The sequence below is a fragment of the Rhodoblastus acidophilus genome (assembly GCF_009720655.1).
Classification (GTDB): domain Bacteria; phylum Pseudomonadota; class Alphaproteobacteria; order Rhizobiales; family Beijerinckiaceae; genus Rhodoblastus; species Rhodoblastus acidophilus_A.
Genome location: NZ_WNKS01000032.1, coordinates 1 through 23,155, shown reverse-complemented (window position 1 = coordinate 23,155; position 23,155 = coordinate 1). Strand labels below are relative to the sequence as shown.

Annotated in this window: 18 protein-coding genes, 1 pseudogene and 4 riboswitches; of the genes and pseudogenes, 10 read left to right on the top strand and 9 right to left on the bottom strand. The window is 64.5% G+C overall.

Annotated elements, in window-relative coordinates:
• Positions 1–359: 359 nt before the first annotated feature.
• Positions 360–1,055 (top strand): annotated as a pseudogene (locus GJ654_RS21630) (type IIL restriction-modification enzyme MmeI); the annotation flags it as partial.
• A 347-nt stretch (positions 1,056–1,402) separates the two neighbouring features.
• A riboswitch (cobalamin riboswitch) is annotated at positions 1,403–1,618 on the bottom strand.
• A 241-nt stretch (positions 1,619–1,859) separates the two neighbouring features.
• On the opposite strand, the gene GJ654_RS20045 reads toward GJ654_RS21630, so the two are convergent.
• The 6 genes from GJ654_RS20045 to GJ654_RS20020 form a co-directional block, all read right to left on the bottom strand.
• Positions 1,860–2,399, bottom strand: coding sequence for a type II toxin-antitoxin system HicB family antitoxin (locus tag GJ654_RS20045; protein ID WP_196305640.1), 540 nt, complete (start codon positions 2,397–2,399; stop codon positions 1,860–1,862).
• A gap of 85 nt (positions 2,400–2,484) precedes the next feature.
• On the bottom strand, positions 2,485–3,492 hold the full coding sequence (locus GJ654_RS20040) for an ATP-binding protein (RefSeq protein WP_155447957.1): 1,008 nt from the start codon (positions 3,490–3,492) through the stop codon (positions 2,485–2,487).
• 2 nt (positions 3,493–3,494) lie between these two features.
• Positions 3,495–5,462: an AAA family ATPase gene (locus GJ654_RS20035; RefSeq protein ID WP_155447953.1), complete on the bottom strand. Its 1,968-nt coding sequence runs from the start codon at positions 5,460–5,462 to the stop codon at positions 3,495–3,497.
• Positions 5,459–9,280, bottom strand: coding sequence for a cobaltochelatase subunit CobN (gene cobN / locus GJ654_RS20030; RefSeq protein ID WP_196305639.1), 3,822 nt, complete (start codon positions 9,278–9,280; stop codon positions 5,459–5,461). Before cobN ends, GJ654_RS20035 begins: the two co-directional genes overlap by 4 nt.
• Before the next feature lie 10 nt (positions 9,281–9,290).
• A complete protein-coding gene (locus GJ654_RS20025) occupies positions 9,291–10,277 on the bottom strand; it encodes a radical SAM protein (protein WP_196305638.1) in 987 nt (328 codons plus the stop codon).
• Complete coding sequence (locus tag GJ654_RS20020; RefSeq protein WP_155447950.1) at positions 10,274–11,470, bottom strand: adenosylcobinamide amidohydrolase; 1,197 nt, start codon at positions 11,468–11,470, stop codon at positions 10,274–10,276. The genes GJ654_RS20025 and GJ654_RS20020 overlap by 4 nt, the downstream gene beginning before the upstream one ends.
• A gap of 550 nt (positions 11,471–12,020) precedes the next feature.
• Here GJ654_RS20020 and GJ654_RS20015 point away from each other — a divergent pair.
• Positions 12,021–12,416 carry a hypothetical protein gene (locus GJ654_RS20015; RefSeq protein WP_155447949.1) on the top strand — a complete coding sequence of 132 codons (396 nt, stop codon included), beginning with the start codon at positions 12,021–12,023 and terminating at the stop codon, positions 12,414–12,416.
• Positions 12,417–12,666: 250 nt separating this feature from the next.
• Here GJ654_RS20015 and GJ654_RS20010 read toward each other — a convergent pair whose 3' ends face one another.
• Together GJ654_RS20010 and GJ654_RS20005 are read right to left on the bottom strand one after the other, a co-directional pair.
• Positions 12,667–13,221, bottom strand: a complete 555-nt coding sequence (locus tag GJ654_RS20010) for a hypothetical protein (RefSeq protein ID WP_155447948.1) — start codon at positions 13,219–13,221, stop codon at positions 12,667–12,669.
• Positions 13,222–13,420: 199 nt separating this feature from the next.
• A complete protein-coding gene (locus GJ654_RS20005) occupies positions 13,421–15,436 on the bottom strand; it encodes a TonB-dependent receptor plug domain-containing protein (RefSeq protein ID WP_155447947.1) in 2,016 nt (671 codons plus the stop codon).
• Positions 15,437–15,467: 31 nt separating this feature from the next.
• Positions 15,468–15,668: riboswitch (cobalamin riboswitch) on the bottom strand.
• 207 nt (positions 15,669–15,875) lie between these two features.
• Positions 15,876–16,071: riboswitch (cobalamin riboswitch) on the top strand.
• 82 nt (positions 16,072–16,153) lie between these two features.
• Here GJ654_RS20005 and GJ654_RS20000 point away from each other — a divergent pair.
• From GJ654_RS20000 to GJ654_RS19985, 4 genes are read left to right on the top strand one after another with little or no spacing between them, the layout of a single operon-like run.
• Positions 16,154–16,972: an ABC transporter ATP-binding protein gene (locus tag GJ654_RS20000; protein WP_155447946.1), complete on the top strand. Its 819-nt coding sequence runs from the start codon at positions 16,154–16,156 to the stop codon at positions 16,970–16,972.
• Entirely contained in the window at positions 16,969–17,538 is a 570-nt protein-coding gene (locus GJ654_RS19995; RefSeq protein ID WP_155447945.1) for a DUF7676 family protein, read from the top strand. The genes GJ654_RS20000 and GJ654_RS19995 overlap by 4 nt, the downstream gene beginning before the upstream one ends.
• On the top strand, positions 17,535–18,491 hold the full coding sequence (locus GJ654_RS19990; protein ID WP_155447944.1) for an ABC transporter substrate-binding protein: 957 nt from the start codon (positions 17,535–17,537) through the stop codon (positions 18,489–18,491). Before GJ654_RS19995 ends, GJ654_RS19990 begins: the two co-directional genes overlap by 4 nt.
• Positions 18,488–19,576: a FecCD family ABC transporter permease gene (locus GJ654_RS19985; protein ID WP_196305637.1), complete on the top strand. Its 1,089-nt coding sequence runs from the start codon at positions 18,488–18,490 to the stop codon at positions 19,574–19,576. The genes GJ654_RS19990 and GJ654_RS19985 overlap by 4 nt, the downstream gene beginning before the upstream one ends.
• 383 nt (positions 19,577–19,959) lie before the next feature.
• On the opposite strand, the gene GJ654_RS21725 is transcribed toward GJ654_RS19985, so the two are convergent.
• Positions 19,960–20,313 (bottom strand): hypothetical protein, encoded by a 354-nt coding sequence (locus GJ654_RS21725; protein WP_155447942.1) that lies wholly within the window; start codon positions 20,311–20,313, stop codon positions 19,960–19,962.
• A gap of 49 nt (positions 20,314–20,362) precedes the next feature.
• Between GJ654_RS21725 and GJ654_RS21720 the strand changes: the two genes are divergently transcribed.
• From GJ654_RS21720 to GJ654_RS21625, 4 genes are all read left to right on the top strand, one after another.
• Positions 20,363–20,590, top strand: coding sequence for a short-chain fatty acyl-CoA regulator family protein (locus GJ654_RS21720; RefSeq protein WP_155447941.1), 228 nt, complete (start codon positions 20,363–20,365; stop codon positions 20,588–20,590).
• A 94-nt stretch (positions 20,591–20,684) separates the two neighbouring features.
• Positions 20,685–20,886, top strand: a riboswitch (cobalamin riboswitch).
• Between the two features lie 441 nt (positions 20,887–21,327).
• Positions 21,328–21,948 carry a MotA/TolQ/ExbB proton channel family protein gene (locus GJ654_RS19970; protein ID WP_155447940.1) on the top strand — a complete coding sequence of 207 codons (621 nt, stop codon included), beginning with the start codon at positions 21,328–21,330 and terminating at the stop codon, positions 21,946–21,948.
• Positions 21,945–22,391: an ExbD/TolR family protein gene (locus tag GJ654_RS19965; protein ID WP_155447939.1), complete on the top strand. Its 447-nt coding sequence runs from the start codon at positions 21,945–21,947 to the stop codon at positions 22,389–22,391. Before GJ654_RS19970 ends, GJ654_RS19965 begins: the two co-directional genes overlap by 4 nt.
• Positions 22,388–23,155 (top strand): TonB family protein (locus GJ654_RS21625; RefSeq protein WP_155447938.1); only part of this gene is annotated, 768 nt, incomplete at its 3' end. The genes GJ654_RS19965 and GJ654_RS21625, both read left to right, overlap by 4 nt.

The following is a 23,155-nucleotide window of genomic DNA, read 5'->3' as shown; positions in this document are numbered from 1 at the left end:
CACTGACACCAGGCGAACGCGGCCAAAGCCGCCGCGCCAGAAAAGTCACTTCGCGGGATTCGACCGTGGGTAGTTACCTGCTCTGTTTTGGGAAAGGAACAAAGGCGATCTATACCCAGGCGACAGGGTTAAGAATTCCGAGTTACAATACATCATCGGGCGAATAAAAGGAGCTAATACATTTATTATACAAGCAAGCGATACGCTAGACGATGAGAAAACCTATGTTTTCAACGTGGAGCACGCTGAAACAATGCTAAACCGATTATCGAGACGATGCTGAAGAAGCCGAGACGCTGGAGTTGTAGAGGGCAGCTCAGTTTTCGCTATGATCGGCATCCTACTTGGATGCCGAATCAATGACGCCGGAAGCCTTTGTCACCAAATGGAAAGCCGCCGAGCTGAAAGAGCGTGCGGCGGCTCAAAGCCATTTCAACGACCTGTGCGCCATGCTCGGCGAGCCTGGGCCGACTGACGCCGATCCGACCGGCGAATGGTTCGCTTTCGAGCGTGGCGCCAGCAAGACGACCGGCGGCGACGGCTGGGCCGACGTCTGGAAGCGCGGCTTCTTCGGGTGTGAATACAAGGGCAAGCGCAAAGACCTCAACGCCGCCTTCGCGCAGCTTCAGCAATACGCCCTGGCTCTGGAGAACCCGCCCCTTCTCGTCGTCTGCGACATGAACCGCTTTCGCGTCCACACCAATTGGACGAACACGGTTTCGCAGGTTCACGAGTTCGCCCTCGACGATCTGCGCGAGATCGAACCACGCCAAAAGCTCAAGTGGGTCTTGTCCGACCCTGAGAGGCTTCGTCCGAACAAGACACGCCAAGCGCTGACGGAAGGCGCCGCCGCCGAGTTCGCCGCCCTGGCCCAGCGCCTACGCGCTCGCGGCCATGCTCCCGATCAGGTCGCGCACTTCGTCAACCGGCTGATCTTCTGCATGTTCGCTGAAGACGTCGATCTGCTGCCCGACAAGCTCTTCTCTCGCATGTTGAAGAGCGCGAAGAGCCAGCCGGATCAATTTCAGCACCGCGCCGCCGACCTATTCCGCGCGATGAAGACCGGCGGCGAAGCAGCATGGCAGACGATCGCATGGTTCAACGGCGGCTTGTTCAACGATGACACCGCCTTGCCGCTCGACAAGGACGACCTGACGCTCGCCATCAAGGCGTCTGACCTAGACTGGGGCGAAATCGACCCGTCGATCTTGGGAACGCTGTTCGAGCGCGGCCTCGATCCCGACAAACGCTCGCAGCTCGGCGCCCATTACACCGACCGCGACAAGATCATTCGTCACCCTCCTACCGAATCCGGTCTGGTTTCGGAGCTATGGGTGAGCGACAGCGCGGCTTGCGAAGCCGTCGCTGATTGCACTGCATCCCCCGACAAACCCCGGCCGGCGATTCCTATCTGGCTTCGGCAGGTCTCCTGGCTCGCGGGTCGCCGCTCCACCCGTCTTCCCAAGCCCAAAGGGCGCAGTGACGTATTGGGTGAAGCTCGCCGCTCACAGTTGCGGGGGCAGCGCCAGAATTGCAGGTGGCGCAGAATGCGCTTGCTTACTGGCTTCCCTCTTAGCCTTGCCCTGGCGGACAAGGAACCGAAGCGCCGGTATCGCTCCAGCAACGCAGGTTCGGGTCAAGCTGCAAAATCAACAAGTCCCTCAGTCCATCGTCTGCGAGAAGCGAGGCGTCGGCGCAGCCAAATGTCTGTCTCAAACCAATTTCCGATCCCTGCTTGGCGCGAGGTCCGGTCGGTTTCAGAAGCTTCTGACTGCGACGAAATGCCGCTGTCGCGACCGGATGAACGGCGGCCTCCCCGGACGCTGAACGGGCGCGCTCGCGCGCCCGGGGAGATGTCGTCACGCATGCGTGCGCCCGTGACCTTTCTGCGCGCCGACAGCGACCTCGATAACCCCGGAAAGGAAGGTGAGACGGTTCATCTTATGCGCCTGCGCCGCTTTGTCCACGGCGGCCAGAACCTCGTCGTTCAAGGGAAGTTCGACGCCGGAGTGGCGCCGCCCCGTTACGCTGGCCTCCACCGCCTTGGCGAGATAGCGGCTGCGGCTCATGTTGTGCGCCCCCGCGGCGCGATCGATCGCGGCGAGAAGATTTTCGGGAATGGTGATGTTGATGCTGACCGCGCGGCTTTTCGGCGCCGTCACGGTCACGGCCAGCAGCGTTGCGCCTTCGGGCGCCTTGGACGCGGCTTGCTCCAGAGTGCTCGCCTGCGGAACAGCCTCTTGACCAAAAGCCGCCGCCAGATGGTCTTCCAGCACGCCTTCGGCCTCGATGCGCAAGGCGTCGAGACTCGCTCCGCGTGCTTCGAGCCCGGGAAAATCCGCGAAAGCGGCCTGATAGCCCGAAGCGGTCGGCGTGATGATCGCGATATAGGTTGGCATGGTCGTTTTTCCTTTAACAACAAGATGAACACTGAGACACACATAGGTGTGGGGGGCCGTGGCGCAGGCTTCTCCCGCGCCAGGTCTATGCCGTCCGAGCATTGGCGATGTCCTCGAACGGGCGGCGGCGCACGCGATGCGCCAGCGCCAGGCCGGCGGCTTCGGCCAGATCGGCTGGAGACACCGCGTCGCGGCCGCCCCAGGCGGCGAGCGCTTTGGCGGCCTTCAGCATGATCAGGTCGCTGCGGTGGCCGTCCACGCCCATGGCCAGGGACCTTTCGGCGATTTCGAACAGGAGGGAGTCCGGCGCCTGCACCTGGGGATAGAGGCTGATCGCCGCGGCGATGGCGGCGCGCAAGCGCGCGGTCTCTTCCGCCCAGCGCGCGACAAAACCGGCGGGATCGTCCTCGAAGGCGGCGCGGCGTTTGACCACCTCGACCCGATCCGCCGGCGTGCGCAAGCCTTCGACATGCACGCACAGGCCGAAACGGTCCAGCAATTGCGGCCGCAACTCGCCTTCCTCGGGGTTCATGGTCCCGACCAGGGTGAAGCGGGCGGGATGCGAAAAGCTGACGCCCTCGCGTTCGATGGTGTTGACGCCCATGGCCGCGGAATCCAGCAGCACGTCCACCACGTGGTCATCGAGCAGATTGACTTCGTCCACGTAAAGAATGCCGCGATGGGCGCCGGCCAACAGGCCGGGCTCGATTGTCTTGCGGCCCTCCTTGATCGCCACCTCCAGATCGAGCGTGCCGATGACGCGGTCCTCGGTGGCGGAAATCGGCAACTCCACCACCCGCACCTTGCGGCGGCGCACCGGAAGGGTTTCGCCGGCTTCATGGCGCGCCCGCACCTCCGGCGCCATGGTTTTGGGATCATGGGGGTCGCTCTGGAAGGGATCGCCCTCGACCACCTCGATCTCGGGCAGAAGGTCGGCCAGCGCCCGCACCGCCGTGGATTTGGCCGTGCCCTTTTCACCCCGGATCAGCACCCCGGAGAGCGAGGGGTTGATGACGTTGAGGATCAGGCTTTTCTTCAAAACCTCCTGGCCGACAATGGCCGCGAAGGGATAGTGGGCGCAGGCCCGTTCCATAGTCACCACGTTTGCGTCTCCTTGGCGAGAGCGACCAAATCCTCGGCGCGCAGGTCTTCGGTCTTGAAATAAGAGGCGTTCAGGGCGTCGGCCAATTTGCGCGCCAGCTCCAGCCGCACGACGCCGGGCGCTTCGGTGTCGACGACGACGAAGCGGGCGGCGGGGTGTAGTTCGCGCAATTGCGCGGCGGCGCGCAGGGCTTCCTCATGCGGTGGCGAACAACCCAGGCCGGCGTTGGCCCGGCCGTCGGTCAGCACGATCGCCAGCGGCAGGGCGGCTGGGTCCCTGCGCTCGACCTGCCGCAAAATCTGCGAGGCCGTCTCGAGCCCCTGGGAGAGCGGCGTGCGTCCGCCCACCGGCAGGTCGGCCAGCAGTTTCGCGGCGCGCTCGACCGAATTGGTGGGGGGGAGCACGGTTTCGGCGCAGCGGCCCCGGAACACGACCATGGCGACCTTGTCGCGCTTTTGATAGGCGTCGAGCAGCAGGCTCATGATGGCGGCCTTGGTTTCCACCATGCGGCGATGCGCGCCCATCGACCCCGAACCGTCCACGATGAACAGCAGGAAGTTGCCGACCCGGCGCTCCCTGATTTTTTCGCGGATGTCGCTGTCCGCGATATGCACGGCGAGGTCGCGCGTCGCCGTCTCTCTGCGGGTTTTCTGATGCGGCGCGGCGGCGCGCAGCGTGGCGTCGAAGGCGAGATCGTTGCGGTCGCGGCGCTCGGCGCTCTTGACATAGCGCCCCTGCTTGCAGGCGGAGCGGGAGCGCGACCGTTTGCCCGACCCCGTGCGAAACACCCGGTCGCGCGCTTGCGCGTCGAGTTTGCGCACGGTGAAGGCGGCGCCGATTTCCGCAACCTCGTCGTTCGCAGCCGAAGTCTCCTGCTGTGCGCTTTCGTCGCTTTCAGGGGGCGCGGTGCGTTCGCTCCCGCCCGGATCGCCGCGATCGGCTTGAGTGTTGGACGCCGGCGAGGACGCATCATCCTGGTCTCCGGAGGAATCCTGATCTTGCGGCTCTTCCCGGGCCTGTTCGTCCGGTCTGTCCTCGGGCGGTGGCGGGGGCGGCGGAACTTCGGGTTCGGCCGTGCGCATGCGATGCAACAAAACCATCGGCGCCACGGCCAAAATGTCGTCCGCGCTCACATCGTCGGCGCCGCGCCATGCGGCATGGGCCCGCGCGGCCCGGTCCATGACGATGTCGGCGCGGTGTCCCGCGACATGGTTGCGCTGGCAGATTTCGGCGATGAAGCCGCTCAGATGCGCCGGGCAAAAAACCTCCCGTAATCGCCGCCGCGCCGCGACGATACGCCCCGCGAGCTCGGCCTCGTCGTCCCGAAAACGCGCGATGAACGCGTCGGCGTCGAGATCGAAGGCTTCCCTGCGCTTCAACAGCTCCACACGCAACGCCGGCTCGCGCTCGCCCTCGACGGAGACGGCGAGGCCGAAACGGTCGAGCAGTTGCGGCCGCACTTCGCCTTCCTCGGGGTTCATGGTCCCGATCAGGATGAAGCGGCTTTCGTGGCGCAGGCTCTGGCCCTCGCGCTCGACGATGTTTTCGCCGCTCTCCGACGCATCGAGAATGCTGTCCGCCAGATGGTCGTTGAGCAGATTGATCTCGTCGACATAGAGCACGCCGTTGTGGGCGCGCGCCAAAAGTCCCGGCTGGAAGGCGACGACACCCTGGCGGATCGCCGCCTCCAGGTCGATCGCGCCGACCACCATGTCTTCGGTCGCGCCCAGCGGAAAATCGACGAAGGGCGGACGCCGCCCCTGCGCCAGCGCGGGCATCAGGGCGCTCAGGCCCCGCGCCGCCGTGGATTTCGCCGTTCCCTTTTGCCCGCGGATCACCACGCCGCCAATCGCGGGGTTTATGGCGTTGAGGAGCAGCGCCAGCTTCATCCGCTCCTGGCCGAGGATGGCGGAGAACGGGTAGGTTCGCCGTTCCGGGTGCGGCCGTTTTTCCGGCGTCATGAGAGCGTTTCGGATTGCTGGGCCGCGCGGATCGAGCCGGCCAGGCTGTCCTCGATCTCGCCTTCCGCTTCAAGGAACAGGGTTTCAAGGGCTTGTTCGTCGGCGCCGGGGTTTTGCCATTGTCCCCGCCGGATGGCTTCGAGCAGGCGCTCGGCTATGCTCTGCAAGGCATACGGATTGTGCTTGCGGAAGAAATCCTGCATGGCCGGATCGAACGCATAGGTTCTGGCCATTTCGGCATATTGCCAGTCTTCAAGGAGATCGCTGGTCGCGTCCCACTGGAAGCAATAATCCACCGCCTCCGCCAGGTCGCCTGCGCCCTTGTAGCCGTGCCGCTTCATGCCCGCGATCCATTTGGGATTGAGAATGCGGGTCCGGAAGATGAAGCGGCCTTCCTCGTCGGTGGCGCGGATTCTTGGCTTGCGCGGATCGTTGGAATCGCCGCTGTAGCTGCGGGCGTAGCGCCCGGACGTCCGCTTCACCGCCGCATTCATGCCGCCATGATAGGCGTTGAAGTCGTCGCTGGAGAAAATGTCGTATTCGCGCGTGTCGGCGTTCATGACGGTCAGGTCGAGGCGGCTCAGCCGCTGACGGAAATCCTGCTGCAAGGCCTCGCCATAGGCGTCGGCCCCATAGGCGTAGCCGCCCCAATGGATGTAGAGGTCGCCGAGATCGCCGATATCGCGCCAGCGGCCGCTTTCCAGCAGATCGGACACGCCGGCGCCGTAGCAGCCGGGTTTTTCCGCAAACAGCCGGAATCCGGCGCGGCGCGCCGCCGCCTCGGGGGACAGCCCGGCCTTGATCAGTTCGGCGCGGTCGCGCGCGACATTGCGGCCGAGAAAATTGACGTCGTCAGGCTCATTCAGGGCTGCGACCATGCGCACGGCGGAATCGATCAGCGCCATCACATTCGGGAAGGCGTCGCGCAACATGCCGCTGCCCCGCACGGTGACGTCGAGGCGGGGAAATTTGAGTTCGTGCAGCGGAATGGGTTCGACGCCCTTGACCTTGCCATTGTCGGCCCAGACCGGGCGCACGCCCATGAGGTAAAAAATTTCGGCGACGTCATCCCCGCCGGTCCGCATCGTCGGCGTGGCCCAGAGCGTCATGCCCAATTGCTGGGGATCGCGGCCTTCGTCGGCGCGATAGCGCTCGACAAGGGCGTCGCCGAGACGAACGCCGACGGCCCAGGCCTCGGGCGTCGGGATTTTGTAAGGGTCCACCGAATAGAAATTGCGGCCTGTCGGCATCACCCCGACATTGCCGCGCGTCGGCGCGCCCGAAGGGCCCGGCGGCACGAAGCGCCCCTCGACGCCCTTGACCGCATGGTCGAGTTCGTCGGTCACGCCTTGAAGCGCGGGCCGGACCGTCGTCATCACAAACCGCAAGGTCTTTGCCACGCGCGGCGAGCCACAAAACCGTTGTTGCGTTTGCGCGACGATGTTTTCTTCGGTCCAGCCGAGACGGTCGAAATTGGAGAAGCACGCCCGGATTTCGTCCAAAAGCCCGCCCAGGATTTGGCCCTTGGTGCGGCCGTCGCGCTCGTCGCGCTGACCTGGATTGTCGCGCAGGTCGGCGCCCTCGTGACCGAAGGCCGTGGCGACCGTGTCCCACAGCGACGGAGCGTCGCCATTGGGCAGGCGGGTCAGGTGCAGCAGGGTTTCGTTGAAGCGGCCATCGGCGGGCGGTTGGCCGAAAACATGCAGGCCGTCATTGATCGCGGTGACCTCGACTTCGTGCAGATAGCCATGAAGGCGCGTGCAAAATCCGGTCGGATCGGCTTCCGTCTCCGCCTTGCCCAGTCCGAGATCGCGGTCGAGATGAAGGGCTTCGGCCTTCTCCCAAAGGCTGTCGATGAGGACCGAGAGTTTTGACGGGTCTTCCTGCCGGGCGATGTGAACCTTGTCGAGCAGGTCCTCGATGGCCTGGATCGGCTCGGTTGCGCCGGCATTGGTTTGCGGCGGGATCATGTGATCGAGGATGCAGGCGTAACCGCGGCGCTTGGCCTGCGTTCCCTCGCCGGGATTGCTCACGATGTAAGGGTAGAGATTGGGAAGGTCGGCGATGGCCGCGTCGGGATAGCAATCGCGCGACAGGCCGACGCTCTTGCCCGGCAGCCATTCCAGGCTGCCATGTGTGCCGATGTGGTAGACGGCCTGGGCGCCGAACACGTCGCGCAGCCAGCGGTAATAGCCGAGATAGTGGTGCGTCGCCGGCAGATAGGGATCGTGCAGCGCCGAGCCGTCGGCCTGGATCGTCGGCTCGTCCTCCGCCTCCATGCAGGCGCGCGTCGGCTGCATCCCGATGAAGACATTGCCGTTGACGACGCCGCCCACGAGCAGGCCGCCCTTGTGAGCAAAAGTGAAGCCGGGCGGCGGTCCCCATTTCGCCGCCATTTCCTTGCGCATCCTGTCGCTGCGCTCGGCGTGCCAGCGCTCGGCGATGTTTTGCTCGATGATTGCGGCGGCGCGTTCGGCCATGTGTTGCGGCGGCAGATAGCGACGGTCGTTGGTGAGGCGGTCGAGCAGTTCGAACGCCAGATCCTCGCCGTCCCGATAGCGCCGCGCGAGGCCATGTCCCTCCGCCTCCAGGCGTTCGCAAAGCCGTTTGACGCTTTCAAAACTGTCCAGGCCCGAGGCGCAGCCCAGCCGGTCGTTCTTGGGCGGATAATGGTGGAACAGAATTGCGATCTTGCGCTCGGCGGGCGGCGTCCGGCGCAGACGCGCCCAGTTGACGGCCCAACGGGCGACATGAGCGCAGCGCTCCGCCACCGGCCTTTGTCCCGTTCGCATCGCGCCCGTCGCCTCGTCGATTCCCAGCTCTTCGCGCGCGCCCGCCACTGGACCGATCAGGCAGCCGTCGAATTCCGGCTGGGCGACGAGGACGGAGACTTCGATGGGCGCGACGGCCTGTTCGCTCTCCGCCCAGACTTTTTGCGAATGCGAGGTGACGATCATTTGCAGGACCGGCGCGTCGAGTTCAGCCAGCGCCTTGGCGGCGGGCGGATCGTAAAGCGCCAGCGAAAACCCCATGGGCGACAACAGGGCGTCGACGCGGGCCTTGCCGTCGCCTCGGAAATAGCGATCGATCAAGGCGGGAACGCCGAGGTTTTTCAGATCGGCGTCGATGAAGCGCATGTGAAACACCGCCAGGGCTATCGCGCCCAGGCGTTCGATCTCCGTGATCATCGCATCGATGACGACGGTGTCGCCGGTCAGCCAGGAGTCCCTTAGGAACCAGATGCCGATGACGGGCGCCGACGGGCTCGCGCCGATGCGCCGCCTCGCCCAGGACAGATAGGAATCGGGATCGTCGGGGCCGCTATAGTCGGGATGGTGAATGCCTTCGGTCGGCATGTCGCGCGGCGACGGGAGGAGCGCGCCGCCGCCGTCGCAAGCCATGAACCGCAGCAGGTTGGCGAAATTCTCCACGCCGCCCTTGGTGATGTAATCGTTGCGGCGGACGAAGGCGTCGCCGCCGAAATCCCGCGAAAATTCCTGGGCGAGCGCAAAGCTTTCCGGTGAATTGCAGGAAGTCTGCACATGAATGGTCTTGCCCCGCGCCGCTTCCACCATCAGCTCGAAGCCGGGAATCGACTCGGCGCCGCCATGCGGCAGCAGCACAAGGGCGTCGGCGTCGCGGATGGCTTCGACGCAATCGGCGATGCGGGCCTCGTCGGCCAGATCGGCATGGCCGCGCGAGACGACGCGGATCGGCGTTGCGCGCTCGGCATTGACCTGGCGGAGCGCCACGCCCAGCGCCGCCAATGAAAGCCCTGTCGCGTCGACGAAAACGAATCTGCGCTCAGCAACGGACATGCGTAACCCCTCATTTGATGTCTTGGGCGGCGCGACGCAACACGCAGTCGAGCGCCGCGGCTTTGGGCGACGCCAGCGCGCGGGAAGGACAGCGGCCGCGGCAGCCTGCAACCGAACACGTGGCGCAGCCGTTTTTTGGCGAGCGGAGTCCCCGGCGCAAAGCGGCGAGATCGGGGTCGGCGGCGCTGCCGCAGGCATGCTCTGGCCGGCCGACCAGGCTGGAGCACGGGAAAAGCGCGCCGGATGGCGAGAGGACGACCGCGCGCCCCGCTTCCGCCGGGCAATACGTATCGGCCGCCGCGCAATCGATCATGCCGTCTTCGCGCAGGACCAGCGGGCGCTCCCTGCGCCGATTGATCCAGGCCAGGGTCGCGGACAAGTCGCGATAGGCTTTCGTCACCTTGGCGCCCGTGGGCAGGTCGACGGAGTCGCCCCGTCCGACCGGCCTCAGCAGATCGAGGCCAATGCTGCGCGCCTGCGGAAATGTCGCGAGCAGCATGGCCAGCCGGGGCAGGGACGCCAGGGATCCCCTGGTCAGGACGGTAGTGACGCCGAAGGGAATGCCGGCGTCATTCAGACGCTTCAGATTGGCCAGCACATCGTCCGTGCGTCCGCGCCAAAAATCGTTGACATCGGCGGGGCCATCCAGGCTGACGCCGACGCCAATTTTTTCTTCGCGCACGAAGGCGAGAAAACGGTCGTCGAGATCGACCGCATTGGTCTGGACGCCGATCCTCGCGAAGCCGCCGCGCCGGGCGTGGCGCGCGATGGCGAACACCCGTTCCGGAACGAGGCCGGGCTCGCCGCCGGCGATCTGCAATTGCGCGCCCGGCGCGATCGGCAGGTTTTTCAGCGCCAGTGCGAACGTGTCCTCGGACAGATCCTCGCGGGGGACATCGCCGGCGCGCATGGAGCAATAGCGGCAGCGCAGCTGACATTCCGTCGTGACCAGGGCCACGAGAAGATCGATCCGATGCGGCTCTGGGGTCGCGCTCACAGCGTCAGCTCGGAAGGGCCATCGATGCATTCGATGCGGACCTCGGCCTTCTTCCATTTGTCAACAAAACCGAGCGCGATCGCAGTGGCCACCGTTTCCACCAGGCCTTGGGGCGTTCTGGAGGTCGCCTTCTTGTTCAGCGCGCTTTGGTAGTCGTCGCGCCGCTCGGCGCAGCCCGACGCCGCCACGGCGATCTGCGCGCCGTGGTGGACCGCGATCTCTGGCCAGCAGACGGCGGGCAGCACCTCCCAGGACACCTGATCGTAAAGGTGGATCAAGGCCGCCACGGCGGCGACGGTCAGGGGATCGCGATCAACAGCGAAGTGATTGCGCCTCGCCAGTTCCGCGGCGTCGCCGGACAACAATGCAGCGATCCGTTCGCCAAGGGCGTCGGGCCCGGCTCCGAACCGTTCAAGCAGCTGGCCGCACGAGCACTGACGGTTGGGCGTCAAACCATTCTGCAGGACAAGGGCGCCTTTGAGCGCGCGAATGACGGCGCGCGCGATCAACTCGCCGAGCACGCTGTGATGTCCGGCCGAGACGATCGGGAATGCGCCATCCGTCGGCGCCATCACCGCAATCTGGTCGGTGCCCGTGCCCGTCGCGATCGACGGGGATTGGCGCGAAGGAACGGACAATTCCTGCAACACGACGGATTTCGCTTCGGTCGCGGTCATGACGGCGCGGACCAGCGCGCCATCGGTCAAGGGCGTGTTGCAGGCCAGCATGATGTTGATCGTGCCCGGCTGCTCCGGAGCGATGTCGCCCCTCCGATGAAAGGTTCCGCCCTGCTCATAGAAAGAGGCGGGGTCGCCGGCGCGGGCGGCGTTGCCCTCGACGCCCCCGGTCACGATCGCGACGATCGACAGATCGAGATGGCTCTCCTGCGCCACGCACATGTTGTTCATGTTCGCGGCCGTTCCGAGACCGGCGGCGGCGGCTTTCTCCAGCCCATGGTCGGCAAGCAGTGCGGCCCGATAGCCGTCAGGATTGAAAAAGACTTTGCTGTGATGCGCGATGGTATGCGCGGCGGGCTCGCTGCATTGATGGTTGAAGACGAGGTCGAGATGACTCGCAAGTCCACCGTCCGGCATGGATGTGGAGATCACCTTGAACGGGCGGAGGAAACGCAAACTGACGAACTTGTCGTCGCGATGCAGCTGCAGCATGTCGAAAAAAGTTTCAAGCAACATGGCGCCCCTGTTTCAATGAGACAGTGAAGATTTGATATTTGGAGTGGCGACCAGGTGTCCTTGACAGACAGCGTGCAGGGTCTAAGTTGAGCCTCTGCCCTGTCGTGTTGCGCGGAAGCCGGTGTGAATCCGGCGCGGTCGCGCCACTGTAATAGATCGGGATCATCCCGTCGGAAGTCAGCCCCGCCTCACGATCAGCAGCTTCACAATGGACGCGAGATCCTGAGGAGCTTTTCGTTATGGTCCACACGACTTTCCCCGTCGACTGCCGTCCCACAGCGATTCTAAGAGGCCGGGACGCGCACGAATGCGTGCTTAAAGCGCTACGCTTGCTCGACTTTCGCCGTCGTTGAAATCTGTCTGGCCCAATCCCCGCTGAGTTGATCGCGGGGTTCGCCGAGCTTTTGGAAGCGCGCGCGTTCTCAAGCGATGAGATCGCCCCGGTCTCGCTCTCTTTCACGCGCCTGTCGCTTGTCGCGGACGGCATCAGCCGAGCCTCGTGATCTCGTCCCGGCGAAAGAGCCACATCGCGGAACATAGGACCCCCGCAATGAAAAAGTCGCAACGGATCGCGGGAGGCGGCAACGAAGCCAAGGACTTTGTGGCGTCGGCGCGTCGTGATCGGATCAGATCTCTCGTCAAATGGAACGAGGACGGCGGCAATTTTCGCATTCACTGCCAGGAAGCTGTCGGCGCGTTGGTTGGCCTCCGACTGCGCCGTCAAACGGTGCTGAGGACAATCGCGTATTGTTGTGACGAATTCGGACCCTGGCGCTGGATTGATCGCGAGGCAAATGTGGAAGTCTTCAGCGGATTTGCTGCCGAAGGTCTCGAAAGATATCTCCAGCGCATGATCTCGGAACTGGCTCGGATCGCATATGAGCCCTTGACGCCGAAATTGTTGCTCCAGGCGCTTCCGATCACGAACAAGGAGCGCTTGCGCTGAATGAAAGACAATCGCCTTCCGAGACATGGTATGATTGTCGTTCGACGGGGTCAGACCGTCGCCGTTCCAACTTATGCAGCGGAAACCGTCGAACATTTGATGGAAAACCCTGATATCATTGAGAAATGGCGGAAGATGGACCGGAACCAGGGTCGGGCGGGTTGAACATCCTTTCGGAAAGGCGTTCGATTGAGGCGCGCGCCGCCCATACGGACGGCGCGCAAATTCTCGGACACATCTCGTCGCCGCGTCAGGCCTGCTGAGGCATGAGGGAAGCCGCAAACGTCCGACCGAACGCGCTGCGCAGCCAAACCGCCCGGCAGCCTGCGAAAACCGCGAAGGCGACGGCGTTGATGGCGAAGACGTCCGACAGCGTGCTCAGCGTGAACATGCTCAGGTCGCCGCCCGTCGCGACAATGATCGCAATGATGGCGCCCTGGTAGACCGCGAAGGCGGCGATCAGGGACAGCGACACGCCGGAGAAGGACGCCACGCGCGACAGCACCGCAGCGGCCGCGAAGGTGGAGGCGACGCCGATGACGCCGAGACCCACGCCCCAGGCCAGGGTCGAAAACTCCATGGGATAGTGCATGTAGCAGAAGCCGATCACCTGGTTGGCGGCCCAGACCGAGAGCACCGAAACGACGGCATAGGTCCGGTCGAACAGCAGCGCAGAAATGGCGCCGAAGGCGGCGAGCGGCACGGCGCAGGCGTAGCCGAAGGTCAGGGCGACGCTGGCGACAACGAGGAAGCCGATGGTCACGCCGATGGAATGGCGCAGGGCCCAATTGGCGTTTGCGGACATGACAAAACTCCAACTTTGGTTCGAGGGGGAATTGACGACGGCCGTTTTGGTCGGCGTTGGGGATCGGACCAGGGCTGGCTCAGAAGCAGAGACATCGGTTAGGTCGGATTTGGCCGGGTCGAACGTTGCACGCACACACGGCCCGCTTTTGCGAACGGTCGGGCGAGGCGGCCGGGAGCGCCGCCTCGCCCGAAGGCCGTCACCACTCGTATTTGACGCCGCCATAGACGGAACGTCCGGGCGTTCCGTACAAATAGGCGTTCTGGTAGCGAATGTCGGTCAGGTTCTCCATCCGGCCGAAGACCGAGACGCCGTGGTCGAGCTTGTAATTCGCGAACAGGTCGAACTTCGCGTAGGCCGGGATCGTGACGTTTCGGTGGAACGTGTAGTCATAGGCCGGATTGGCGCCGACGACCGTCACGCGCGCCTCGACTTCGAGCTTGGGCACGCCCGTGTAGATGACCGAGGCGCTGCCCTTGTTGTGCGGCCGGTAGGACGGAACGGCGTTGGTGACCAGATTGCGCGCGTCGAGATAGGTGTAGCTGGCGCGCAGCTTGACGCTCTCCGGAACGATCGCGACATCGCCCGAAAGCTCCACGCCCTGGGTGCGCGCGCGACCGATGTTGTAATAGCATCCGCCGGCGATGGCGACTTGCGTCGGTGTGCAATTCGGCGCGGGACCGAAATTGATCAGGTTGCGATAATCGTTGTAGTAATAGGTCGCGCCGAGATTGACGAGCCCGCCCAGGAAGGTCTGGTCCACGCCCGCGTCCCACCCAAAACTCTGCTCCGGCTGAAGATTGGGAGACCCGTAAATGCTGTACCGCTGGAACAGCGTCGCCACCTTCGCGCCGGTGCCGGCGGTGGCGCGCAGCTTCGTGCCGGTTTCCTCGATTCGGTAGGCGGCCGTGGTGCGCCAGGTGTCGAACGTGGTGTTGCCCTGGACGGCGTCGATGCGGCCGCCATAGGTCAGGTCGAGGCGATCGAACAGCGTGAACTGATGCTGGGCGAAGGCCGAATTGGTGGTCTGCTGGTCGTCCTGCGGCGTGAAATTCTGATAGGGGTCCTGGCTGGTGGTCAGCGTCTCCGTGTCCGTGCGACCGCCGAACGTGACGAGGCCGAAGGCGTCGAGCTTGGCGTCGCCCTGGTATTCGGCGCCATAGCGGCCGCCGAGATAGCCGAGCTTGCAATTGAAGGCGGCGTAACTGGCGTCGTAGCAGCCTTGCGTCACCCAATCCACCATATTGGTCTGATTGGCGGACAGGGTCAGACGGCTGTGCAGCTTCTTGGCGAAGGAATCGTCGTCGACGCGCAGATAGCCCTGCGCAAAACTCGTGTTCTGGCGGCTGAAGCCGTTGTAGACATTTTCGGGAATGGTGGCGCTGCTGTTGTCGAACTTGATGAAGGTGCTGTAGCCCAATGCGCCCGCGGTCACCGTCAGGTCTTCCGTCGGATGCCAGGCCACCTGGCCGGCGCCGCCGAGCTTGTTGGTGATGTCCATGCTGGGCATGGGCGGCAGCGGGAAATAGCCGGTATAGGCGCCGCCGAGAATGATCGGCCCCTTGACGCGATAGCCGAACCGCGGGAAGCCGTCGACATGCAGGCCGTCGAGCGAGAAGGAATAGGTCCAGTCGCCGCTGGAGCCCGCCTGTTCGACGCGCGAATGCACGGTTCCATAGGCGCCGCCTTCGATCAGGGCCGAACCGTGCGACGCGCCGCCGCCCTTCTTGGTGATGATGTTGATCACGCCGCCCATGGCGTCGGAGCCGTAGAGCGCCGATTGCGGACCGCGCAGCACTTCGATGCGCTCGATGCCGGCGGCGGTGAAGCCGCCGAAATCGACCGCGCCGCCCGCATCCGTCGGGTTGTTGGCGCGCACGCCGTCGATCAGGACCAGGACCTGGCCGGTCGAGGACCCGCGCAGCGACACCGAGGTCAAGGTTCCAACGCCGCCGAACTCCCAGATGTCGAGACCGGGCGTGCCGCGCAGCACGTTGGTCAGGCCCGTCGCGCCATAGGTCTGGACCTGCTGGGGGGAAATCACGGTGATGGCGCTTGCCGAATTCGCGACCGGCTGTTCGGTGCGCGTGGCCGTGATGTCGACCTCGCCAAGAGGCGCGTCCTGGTCAGCCCAGGCCGCATTGAGATGAGCGGAAATGAGAACGAGCGAGCCGCCCGCCAGCAAGGCGGCGCGACGCTTGGACAGCGTAGCCATGAATCCTCCTGCCGTCCCGCCGACGGCCTTGGGTCAATATGATTCACCGGCCGGTCTCCTGGCTCGCGACCCGTCTTTTTCCGCCTTCCCAGAAGCATCGCTCCCAGTGGCATAGTGGAAAAAGGAAAGTCGCTTACAGTTGCGGGGGCAGCCGCGGCATCGAACTCACGTTCTCACCGCATTCCCGTTTCACCCCGGTTTGACCCGGGGCACCGATGACCCTTTTAGGGCTAGGATGAAATTAGGCGTTTTGCAAGAGAAGAAATGCAAAATTGTCATCTGAAATAATTATCATTTTAAAACAAAATTTTAGCTTGAATGCCGCTTTTGCGGCGCGTCCGACTGCGCCCCTTGACGCGCTGGGCTCGCCACAATCTCCCGCCGATCGCAGGAGCCCGGCGACATTCCGCGCGTCTCTTTACAGGGCGCGCGCCGCTCGATAGCTTGTCCTCGCCACGGTTCCCGGGATGACCTTCATTTCGGGCTAAGAGGGAAGTCGGTGTGACGCCGACGCTGCCCCCGCAACTGTAAGCGGCGAGCCTTGTCCGAATACGCCACTGACGCGCAAGCGTTGGGAAGGCCGGCCAAGGCGATGACCCGCGAGCCAGGAGACCTGCCGTAGCGAATCACGTCCCGGGCGGGGTGTCCCGGTCAGTCGCTAAACCGCTCTGCGGAATTGCGCCCTGACAGACCCCGTCCACGTCCCGGAGGGGGTCGATGGTGTTTGCGGTCGCCTGTCATGAGCCCGATCGGATCGGCTTGTGCGCCACGCGCATATCGGTGGCGCGCGCCGCTCGCGCGCTTGTCGAGAATGTCAGTTTTCAAGTTTCTCCGGGCGAGCTTTGCGCGCTGATCGGTCCCAATGGCGGCGGCAAGAGCACGATTTTGCGCGCGCTATGTGGCATCTGGCCGACTTGCGCCGGCGCCGTGCGTCTTGACGGGACGCCGGTCGCGTCTATGCGCCGGGCCGATCTCGCGCGTCGCATCGCCTTCGTTCCCCAGGAAACCGGGATGGACTTCGACTTCACCGTCGAGGAGGTGGTCTGCATGGGGCGCTATCCCCTTCGCGGACGTTTTGTTCGGCCATCGTCGGAGGATCGCCGGGCCGTGGCGGAGGCCATGGAGCAGTGCGACGTGGCGCATCTGCGGCATCGCAGCGTGACTACGTTGTCGGGCGGCGAGCGTCAGCGCGCGCTCATCGCGCGCAGCCTTGCCCTTCGGCCTGATTACTTGCTTCTCGATGAGCCGACTGCGAGCCTCGACATCGAACATGCTCTCGACGTGATGGGGCTCTGTGCGACCTTGGCGGCGTCGGGCTGTGCGCTCGTCCTGGCTACTCACGACCTGACGAGCGCGGCGCGATTCGCGCATTCCATCGTCGTTGTTCAAGCCGGGCGCATCGCCGCGAGCGGTGCGAGCGGCGATGTCCTCAACGCCGAAGTGATCGGCGCGGTGTTCGGTGTCGAAGCCGAACGACTTCAATCGAGCGACGGCAAGCCCGTGCTGGCGTTCCAAAGGAAAAAGGTGATCCAATGATCGCGCACGTTCCCCCCGACGCGTTTGAAGTCGGCGACGACGGCTCCGCGACGCTTTATGAATATTTCGAAGCCTCGGAACAGAATTTGGAACGGCTGATCCTCGACATATTCGAAAACGAGTGGCGACGAATGACCGCTGGGCCGTGGTTGCGCGGCGCGATTTTCGAACTCACCTTCGACCGGAAACCCGACGTGCGCATCAGTCAAGGGTTGGTCACGGTCGATGCGGGATCCTGGCATTTCCATCTGACCATTGGCGGTCCCGACCAGGGAGCGGCCGCGCGTGATCGCGTCAGAAAGGTCGCTTTCTATCAATGGCGCGCCGAGCGCGAGTCCGTCAAAGGACGCAGTAATGGCGTCCGCATGTGGAACGGCCATGGCGAGCAGTTGATCACCTGTTTTTTTCCTCACGTGCTGCTCGGCGACAAACCGAACGCCGTCGGCCCCCTCGACTGGGACAACCTGCGTTCCTTCTACGAATTCCGCACCCGATATCTCGGCGCGCCCATGCCCGACGATCTCGAACAGGCGGGTCGCGCGCCGCTGGCCGTGGCCTCTCGATGAAACGCGCCCTTGCATCCGCCGTCGTCTACCTCGCCCTTCATGGAGCGACAAGCCTGCGCGCCGAGACCGAATTCGCCGGTCAAAAGCTGGCGCACGCGACGCTTGGCGCTTCCAATTATCCGAGGCGGGCGATCGACGCCCAGGGCGCCGAAGTCGTGCTGACGCAAGCGCCGCAGCGGATCGTGTCGCTCGAATATGAGATCGACGAATACGCCTATCTGATCGCGCCGCCGGAACGCGTCGTCGGCGTGAGCGACCTCGCGTATCGCCCGCAAATCAGCAATGTGCTCGATCAGGTGAAAGCGCATCGACCGGCGGTCGCGTCCGATGTCGAAACCATCATTCGCCTGAACCCCGATCTCGTGCTCGCGGCCGACCGGTCGAGGCCCGATCTGGTGCAAGCCCTGCGGCAGGCGGGCATAAATGTCTTCCGGCTTTTCACGCTGGCGACCAGGCTCGATGAAGTCGCGGAAAACATCACCGTGACGGGATATATTTTGGGACGCGAGGAAGCCGCGGAGCAAAAACGCGCCGCTTTCGAGGCCGAACTCGCCGGAATCGCCGAGCAGTGCCGGGCGCCGCATCCGCCGGCCCGCGTCTTCGGCGTGTCCATGATCGGCTATTCCTTCGGCGACGCCACTTTGTTTCACGATCAGGCGCGTCTGGTTGGCGCGATCAATGTCGGCGCGGAAAACGGATTGCACACCTATCAGAAAGTCGGCTCTGAAACGGTTCTGCGCTGGAATCCGGATTGGGTGTTCACATGGTCGGATCCGGGCCGGCGCGAGGAAGAGTTGCGGCGCTGGACCGACGATCCTGTTCTGGGCGCGATCGCCGCTGTCGAGAAGAAGCAGGTCATTGTCTCCGACGGCAAGGACCACCTGTCGCTGTCGCCGATGGCGGTCAAGCTGATTCACACCATGGCGGACGCGATCTGCGTGGCGCGGCGATGACCGAAACGCTGGCGAGCGACGCGCTCGGCGGAGGCAGGCGCGCGGTCTCCGCGCGGCTTTTTTGCGTCGCAATGATCGCGCTGCTCGCTGTTGGCGGTGTGGTCGCCGTCTCCGCAGGCTCGACGCCAATGGACTGGCGGCTGGTCGTTCAGATCCTGGGGCGGCATCTGCTGCCCGACGGATGGGTCGCCGCGACCGGATTGACCCGCGCCGATGATCTGATCGTCTGGAACATCCGCGCGCCGCGCGTGATGCTGTGTTTTTTGGTGGGTGCGTCGCTCAGTGTGGCCGGCGCCCAAATGCAGGCGATCTTCCGCAATCCTCTGGCCGAACCGGGCTTGGTCGGCGTGGGCTCCGGCGCGGCGCTGGGCGGAGTTCTCGCCTTCACAACCGGCGCCGCCAGCCTGGCCACGCCTGTCTTGCCGGTCTCCGCTTTCTCCGGCGGTTTGCTCGCCCTGCTGCTGGTTTATGCTTTGGCCACGCGCGGCGGCTATACTTCCGCCAGCCTGCTGCTGCTCACCGGCGTCGCGGTCGGAGCCGTGCTGGGCTCCGTTTCGGCCTTTGTCATTTCGCTCAATCTCGCCAATTTCCAGATGACGCAACAAATCCTGTTCTGGACCATGGGCGGGCTCGACAACCGCATGTGGGTCCATGTCTGGATGGCGCTGCCGTTCATCGCCGCGGGATTGCTCATGGCTGCGCTCTATGCGCGCGATCTCGACGTTCTGGCGCAGGGGGAAGATACGGCCGCCGCGCTCGGCGTGAACGTCGAGCAAGTGAAATTCGTGGTCATGATCGGCGCGGCGCTGCTGACCGGCGCGTCGGTCGCGGTGGCCGGCATGGTGTCCTTCGTCGGGCTGATCGTGCCTCACGGCGTCCGCCTGATGCTCGGACCGTCGCACGTTCGCCTCATACCCGCGAGCGCGCTCGCGGGCGCCGTCTTCCTGCTCCTGTGCGATTTCATCGCGCGCACGATTCGCGCGCCGGAAGAATTGCGGCTGGGCGTGATCACCGCGCTCTGGGGCGGTCCATTCTTTGTTTTCTTGCTGTACCGGCGATCCATCGCCATGCGGGGTGAGCGATGAGAAGCTCTTATGCGCCTTCCACCGGCCAAATGCTCTTGGCGCGACGTCTTCAGGATTTTGTGCTCTGGGGTCTGGAAGCCCTGCTTTGCTTCATCCTGCTCGACAAGCGCGAACGAGAGGCGGGCCTTCGCGCTTACGCCTCCGGGTCCTCGCGCTCCAAACCGGCCGAGCCGGCGAGCGCCTATCTTGGCCATGGCTGCCTTGGCCTTTTCGACGCGGAGGCCTCCACCAGCGATCCTTTCTTGAACCGGCCCGCGCTCGGGCCGAAGGCCGCGTGCGAGGTCTTGGTGCTTGGACAGGGCGCGCTGGTCGACGACCTCCTCGATCACATTCGCGCGGAGGGGGCGACGGCGCATGCCGTCGCCCACGATATCGACGCGTGTTTACGGCTGATCCAGAAGGGTGTGACCCCTCACAGGCTGGATGATCTTTCTAACCAGGCTTCGCGTATCAATCTCGTTATTTCGACCAGCCTGACGCATTTTGTTGACGCTGGCGTCCTCGCGCGTCTTCCTGAGGACGCCGTCATCCTCGATCTCGCGGCATTGCCCGGCAGCGTGAATTACGAGTTGGCGAAAAAGTTCGACCTGAAAGTCATTTGGGCGCCGCCGCCGGTTGGCATCCGGCTTGAGCGGGTTGATCCCAAAATCTGGCGAGAAATCCTCGCGATCCTGACCGGCAAGCGCGACTCCGCTTTGTCCTTCAAGCCAAGCGGCAGTCTTGCGCCGGAACAGCACTCGTCACGCGGCGATCCGCGTGGGGCGTCGCTCGGCGTCCACCGCAACCATGACGAAACTGCCGTCGGCCAGTCTCGGCTGCGCCATATCGCATGCATCGCAAGTGGTCTATGGCGATGGCCTCGATCTCGGGGCGGCCTCGTCCATCACCCCGATCGGCGTCACGCACCAGATGTGCGAAAGACACAATTGTCCATCCCGAGCCTTTCCGCCGATGACGCGCAGCCTGACGATCGACGCGAGCCGCAAGAGCCGGTCAGCCTTTGAATTCGGCTGATCTCTCCGGTGATCCTGACATGGGAGCGGTCATGGCGCGTGCGAAGAGGTGGAAGAATCAAATCTGAAACTTGCGCCGCCAATATTCGAGCAGTATTAAATCAAGTGTCATTGGTGCCCCGGGTCAAGCCGGGGTGAAACGGGAATGCGGTGAGGACGATGGTCCAAACCCGCAGCTGCCCCCGCAACTGTGAGCGGTTACCTCTTTCCATCAAGCCACTGGAAGCCAGCGCTTCCGGGAAGGCGGAAAGAGATGACGCCGTGAGCCAGGAGACCGGCCAGTGATTTCGATAACCTAGCGCCGTCGGTGGGGCGGCAGGAGGGACCATGGATACGCTTTTCGAGCGTGACGCCGCCCTGAATGCGGACCGATCGCTTTTTTCCGTCGTCGGCGCGCTCGGATTCGCGTCAAACCACGCGCGTTGTTTTTCCTTTTGCGTCCAGACGGAGCTTGCCGGATCGGTCGCGCGCTGGGATCGCCGCGCCCGCCTTTGACGCATCATACGATTTCCGAAGGATCAGTTCGGAAATCGTATTCCGCTCGCGCGGAAATCCGCCCTTCACCGGAAGGGTTTCCGCGCAATTTCGTTTTCGCGGATCGCGAAGCGATCTTGCGGAAACCGCATCACGCGAGCGTTTCAGCGAAATCGAAGCGTCGCGCCGGCTGATGTTCGCGTGATCGCAGGACGGGCTAGCTTGCGGCGCGGCGATGGATTTTTGTGACCAAGGCAGGTTCTCATGGATGATTTTTCACTTTCGCCCCTGGCTCTGTTTGTACAGGCCGGCGCCGTCGGCCGATGCGTCATGCTGGCTCTGCTGGCCGCCTCGATTTGGTGCTGGCTCTTGATCGCCGAGGCTTTGTTCGGACTCGTGAGGCTTTCGCGCGCCCTGCGTGACGACAACGCCGCTCTGTTCGGGCCGATCGACGCCTTGGGCGCGCAGGAGGCCGCGATCCCTGATGTGGGCGAAAGCGTTTCGGAGCGCCGCGCCCGCGTCGTCGAAAAGATGTCGCGCGCAAGCCTCGACCTGCTCGCCAAGGCGGAGGGCGGCCTCGCGAATTTGGCGGTGATCGCCTCCGTTTCACCATTCGTCGGTCTGTTCGGAACGGTCTGGGGCATTATGGCGAGTTTCGTCGGCATAGCCGCGGCGCGAGACACCTCGCTTGCTGTCGTCGCTCCGGGGATCGCTGAGGCGCTGGCGGCCACGGCCTATGGCCTCGCCGCCGCCATCCCCGCTTCCATCGCCTACAATCGGCTCGGCGCCGCATTTTCGCGCCTCGCCCAGAGGCTTGTGAACCGCGCCGCCGATCGCGCCGCTCAGATTTGCCGGGACACGCCCATGACGGAGGCCGCGCAATGAGTTTTTCCACCCCCGGCCCGGGGCGGCCCGGCGCATTCAGGCCGCAGGCCGACATCAACGTGACGCCTCTGGTCGACGTCATGCTGGTTCTGCTGATCATCTTCATGGTGACGGCCCCTCTGCTCGCCGCCGGCATGAAGGTCGACTTGCCGCAGGCGCGCGCCGCCCGGCCGCTCGATCCCAAGGAGCCGGTCGTCATCGTCATCGGCAAGGACGGCAAGATCGCGCTCGGGGCGGAGGCGATCGATCCCAGCGATCTCGTGCAGCGCGTGAAACTCAAGATCGGCGACGACCTCCACCGAATCGTGCATGTGCGCGGCGACAGGGACGCCGCCTACGGCCAGATTGTTTCCGTAATGGACGATCTGGCGACCCATGGGATCACCCATATCGCCATCTTGACGGAGAGCGGCCGCAGGCCGGCGCAGGAGCCGCGACCGTGACCGCCTTTGCCGAATTCGCCCCCGGGCTCATCGCGACGCCCCCGTTGCGGCCGCAATGGTTTCGGCCCTTGGCGCTTCTGCTCATCGTCCTGGTCCACGCCGCCGTGTTTGTGGCGTCGCGGGCGGCTTCGCGGCCGGATTTGGGCGCCGAGCCTCTTGAAGTCATGTTGAGCGCGCTGGGCGACGGTCCGCAGGACCAGCAGGCGCAGGAGGCCGCGCAGCCGCCCAGCGCGCAGGATGTCGCAGACGCGCATCCGCAGGAAACGCCGCCGCCTGCTGAGGCCGCGCCCGCGTCTCCTTCGCCGGCTGAACTGACGGTCCCTCCGCCGCAGATCGTCTCGCCGTCCGCTCCGCCCGTGGCGGCCGCCAAGCCCAAGCCCGTCGTCAAGCCGAAGCCGAAACCGGTCGTCGTCGAGGAGGAGGAGGACGACCAGCCGACTGCGGCCGAGGTGCGCGCAAAGGCGCGCGCCAAACATTTGGCCGAGGTGCGCGCCAAACGCCTGGAGGAGGCGCGCGTTGGAAAAGCGCAGGAGGCGCGGCACGCCATGCGGCGCGGCGCCCCTGATGGCGCGGGTCCGAGCGGCGTCTCGCGCGGCGATTACGCCGGCCTGCTGCTCGCCGAGGTCAACCGGCATCGCTTCTATCCCTCGGCGGCGCGCGCCGAGGGCGCCACCGGAGGCGTGGGCGTGGCCTTCACCATTGGTCCGTCCGGTCGCGTCGTCAGCCAGGCGATCACGCGCTCGTCCGGCCACGCGGCGCTCGAC

Excerpts from the sequence above, each read along its gene's own strand:
- GJ654_RS20015 (WP_155447949.1), top strand. The coding sequence starts at position 12,021 with ATGAAAAAGTCGCAACGGATCGCGGGAGGCGGCAACGAAGCCAAGGAC.
- GJ654_RS20035 (WP_155447953.1), bottom strand. The coding sequence starts at position 5,462 with ATGACGCCGGAAAAACGGCCGCACCCGGAACGGCGAACCTACCCGTTC.
- GJ654_RS19990 (WP_155447944.1), top strand. The coding sequence starts at position 17,535 with ATGAAACGCGCCCTTGCATCCGCCGTCGTCTACCTCGCCCTTCATGGA.
- GJ654_RS20010 (WP_155447948.1), bottom strand. The coding sequence starts at position 13,221 with ATGTCCGCAAACGCCAATTGGGCCCTGCGCCATTCCATCGGCGTGACC.
- GJ654_RS20000 (WP_155447946.1), top strand. The coding sequence starts at position 16,154 with ATGGTGTTTGCGGTCGCCTGTCATGAGCCCGATCGGATCGGCTTGTGC.
- GJ654_RS20040 (WP_155447957.1), bottom strand. The coding sequence starts at position 3,492 with ATGGAACGGGCCTGCGCCCACTATCCCTTCGCGGCCATTGTCGGCCAG.
- GJ654_RS19965 (WP_155447939.1), top strand. The coding sequence starts at position 21,945 with ATGAGTTTTTCCACCCCCGGCCCGGGGCGGCCCGGCGCATTCAGGCCG.
- GJ654_RS19970 (WP_155447940.1), top strand. The coding sequence starts at position 21,328 with ATGGATGATTTTTCACTTTCGCCCCTGGCTCTGTTTGTACAGGCCGGC.
- GJ654_RS21720 (WP_155447941.1), top strand. The coding sequence starts at position 20,363 with ATGACGAAACTGCCGTCGGCCAGTCTCGGCTGCGCCATATCGCATGCA.
- GJ654_RS20005 (WP_155447947.1), bottom strand. The coding sequence starts at position 15,436 with ATGGCTACGCTGTCCAAGCGTCGCGCCGCCTTGCTGGCGGGCGGCTCG.
- GJ654_RS19985 (WP_196305637.1), top strand. The coding sequence starts at position 18,488 with ATGACCGAAACGCTGGCGAGCGACGCGCTCGGCGGAGGCAGGCGCGCG.
- GJ654_RS20045 (WP_196305640.1), bottom strand. The coding sequence starts at position 2,399 with ATGCCAACCTATATCGCGATCATCACGCCGACCGCTTCGGGCTATCAG.
- cobN (WP_196305639.1), bottom strand. The coding sequence starts at position 9,280 with ATGTCCGTTGCTGAGCGCAGATTCGTTTTCGTCGACGCGACAGGGCTT.
- GJ654_RS19995 (WP_155447945.1), top strand. The coding sequence starts at position 16,969 with ATGATCGCGCACGTTCCCCCCGACGCGTTTGAAGTCGGCGACGACGGC.
- GJ654_RS20020 (WP_155447950.1), bottom strand. The coding sequence starts at position 11,470 with ATGTTGCTTGAAACTTTTTTCGACATGCTGCAGCTGCATCGCGACGAC.